Source organism: Actinoallomurus acaciae, from assembly GCF_042429965.1.
GTDB classification, from domain to species: domain Bacteria; phylum Actinomycetota; class Actinomycetes; order Streptosporangiales; family Streptosporangiaceae; genus Actinoallomurus; species Actinoallomurus acaciae.
On the sequence record NZ_JBHLZP010000795.1, the window covers coordinates 1 to 2,728 of the forward strand.

Below are 2,728 nucleotides of genomic sequence, written 5' to 3' on the forward strand. Positions count from 1 at the left end.
GCGGTCGCCGCCACGACCGCCGCGGTGAAGGCGTAGTCCAGGTCCTGACGCGCCTGCGCGACCCGTACGGACGCCTCGTGCGGCAGCACGGACAGGACCTCGGCGAGTTCGTGGGAGTCGAGTTCGTGGCGGAGCGAGAGGTCGAGCGCCTCGCGCTGTGCGCCGTCGAGCACGAGCAGCGCCGTGTGCGCCAGCCGGCGGAACGCGTCGTCGTCGCCGAAGCCGTCCGCCTCGGCCGCCTGCCGCCGGTCGGCGGGCGGGTCCTCGTGCGCCCGTCGGCGCAGGCATTCCCGGCGGGTCACGGCGTACAGCCAGCCGCGGAAGAGCCGCACGTCCGGCAGGTCCCCGATGCGCTCCTGCACGACGATCAGCGAGTCGTGCAGGGCCGACGCGGCGGCCTCCTCGTCGCGCCGGAGAACGTGACAGTAGTCGAAGAGCCGTGGCGCGTACGTGTCGTAGATCTCCGGCAGGGCGGTCATCTCCCCCGCCCACAGCGACTGCGCGAGCCGCTCGTCCTCGGCCCTGTCGATACTCGGCCAGCCCGGCACGTAGTCCTCCTGACGGAACCCAGGGCCTACAGGAGTGTTCTGACGCCCCAAAGGGAACTTTGGTTTACAGGGTACTGTCCCAATTTGGCCTACTCTGAGCACACTGTCCAACCAGGCCGGGCGGTGGTTCTCCGGCCCGGCTATGGCGCCGAGCGCCACGCACTCGTCCCCCAGATTGGATCCGCGTAGTCGCGGCATCCGTAGGCAGACCTTCTCCAGACGGCTGCGCAGAGGCGGCAGCAGCACGTCGGACGAACGGGAGAAACCACGCCCAGCACCACGATCTCCGGATCGAGCATGAGCACGGCCGCGGCCGTGCCGATCGCGAGCTTCTCGACGTGGCGATCGACCGCCTCCAGCGCGGCCGGATCACCGTTTCCGGCCGCCGCGAGCGTGTAGCCGGCGGCGTCTTCCACCGGGGTGCCCTCCGGGACGACCGCGGCGTTGTTCAGGTCCTCCGGTGCGGTGGTCCAACGGGTCTCCGGCAACATGACGATCTCACCGGCCGCCGCGCCGAAGCCCCGGTGCAACTTGCCATCGATGATCAGCCCGGTGCCCCTACGCCGTCCGACGTGCAGGAACACCACGTCCCTGGCGCCGCGCGCCACGCCGCGCCTCGTCTCGGCCAGCGCGGCCAGGCGGCTGTCGTTCTCGATCAACACCCGGCAGGGGAACATCTCGCCCAGCAGGCCGGCCAGGTCGAGGTCCTTCCACGCGGTGATCCCCGCGGAGAGCATGACGCGGCCCTCGGAGGTGAGGAGCCCGGTGGTGCCGACGGCCACCATCCACAGGTCGGCCATGGTCATGCCGCCCAGGTCCAGGCAGCTCGCGACCGCGCGTTCGATCGCGGTCGACCGCTCGTCGAGCGGCGCGTCGGGCCGTGCGGAACGGCGCGTCTCGGCCAGGACGTTGCCGTCGAGGTCCGCCAGCGCCGCGCGGACGTTGTGCGCCCCTATGTCGACGCCCACCAGGTGACCGGCGTCCGCGCGGAACCGGTAGCGCCGCGCCGGCCGGCCCATCGTGCCCGGCGCCGGGGAGACCTCCTCCACCCATCCCAGTTCCGTGAGCTCGTCGACGACCTCCTTGGTGGAGGGACGGGACAGGCCGGCGCGGTCCGCCAGCGCCGTCGCGCTGTTCCCCGGCCCGTACGTCTACGTCGGGGGCGACGAGTGCCGCAAGGACCAGTGGCGGGCGAGCCCGGCCGCCCGGCGCCGGATCGCCGGGCTCCGCGACGAGGAGGAGCTGCAGAGCCGGATCGTCCGCCGGTTCGCCGACCACCTCGCCTCACGCGGCCGGCGGCTGATCGGCTGGGACGAGATCCTGGAGGGCGGAGCGCCCGACGACGCCGTGATCGCGTCCTGGCGCGAAGACCAGGGCGCCGTGGTCGCCGCCAAGGCCGGGCACACCGTGGTCACCTGCCCTGGACTTCGTGGCCTTCCCGCGGCTGGCGGCGTTCGCCGAGACGGTGTGGAGCACCCCGGAACGGGACCTGGCGGACTTCCGGCGAAGGATGGAGGCCCACCTGCCCCGCCTGGCGGCGCTCGGCGTGGAGTACCGCCGGGACGACGGCCCGCTTCCCTGGCAACGGCGGCCGGGCGTGCCCGGGCGCCCGGAGGAACCTGGCAGGCCACCCTCGCCGGCTGGACCCGCAACCTGCGCGAGCGTCCTTGAGACGGCTCAGGGGCCCCCGTGGACGGTGACGCCGGTCTCCTGCTCGGCGGGCGGCTTCGGCTGGGCGTACATCGCGCCGGCCAGGAGGAGAAGCCCGCAGGTCAGCAGCGGCGCGGCGAGCGCGAGCGGCCTCCGCACGCGCCGGGCCGGGGTCTCCACGAAGTGGAACGACAGGGCGCTCAGCACGAAAGTGGCGGCGAGTTCGCCCGCGACCTGGAGCGGCCACGCGAGGTGGGCGTACCGGTGTACGGCGAAGACGTGCACCGGCCAGTGCCACAGGTACAGCGAGTAGCTGAGGCGGCCCACGTAGACGACGGGACGCGTCCGCAGCAGGCGCGCCGCCGGGCAGCCGGGCATCGCGACCAGTGACGCGACGACGACGGCCGCCGCCACGCCGGCCACGACCAGGCCGCCCCCGTACAGCCACGGGGCCTCGATCCGCGCGGTCGCCCAGAGCACCGTCAGCGCGGCGACCGCGAGGAGGAGTGCCGGGCGGGCCACCGCACGCC

4 protein-coding genes are annotated in these 2,728 nt (G+C 73.4%); 1 reads left to right on the plus strand and 3 read right to left on the minus strand.

Annotated features, from left to right (window positions below):
* Both ACFFNX_RS47090 and ACFFNX_RS47095 read right to left on the minus strand, forming a co-directional pair.
* On the minus strand, positions 1-548 hold a 548-nt coding region (locus ACFFNX_RS47090), incomplete at its 3' end, for an RNA polymerase sigma factor (RefSeq protein ID WP_378212909.1).
* Positions 549-688: 140 nt separating this feature from the next.
* On the minus strand, positions 689-1,669 hold the full coding sequence (locus ACFFNX_RS47095) for an ROK family protein (RefSeq protein WP_378212913.1): 981 nt from the start codon (positions 1,667-1,669) through the stop codon (positions 689-691).
* On the opposite strand from ACFFNX_RS47095, the gene ACFFNX_RS47100 reads away from it, so the two are divergent.
* Positions 1,611-2,219, plus strand: coding sequence for a family 20 glycosylhydrolase (locus ACFFNX_RS47100; protein ID WP_378212910.1), 609 nt, complete (start codon positions 1,611-1,613; stop codon positions 2,217-2,219). The genes ACFFNX_RS47095 and ACFFNX_RS47100 overlap by 59 nt on opposite strands.
* Positions 2,220-2,225: 6 nt before the next feature.
* Here the strand turns inward: ACFFNX_RS47100 and ACFFNX_RS47105 are convergent.
* On the minus strand, positions 2,226-2,728 hold a 503-nt coding region (locus ACFFNX_RS47105; protein ID WP_378212911.1), incomplete at its 5' end, for an acyltransferase family protein.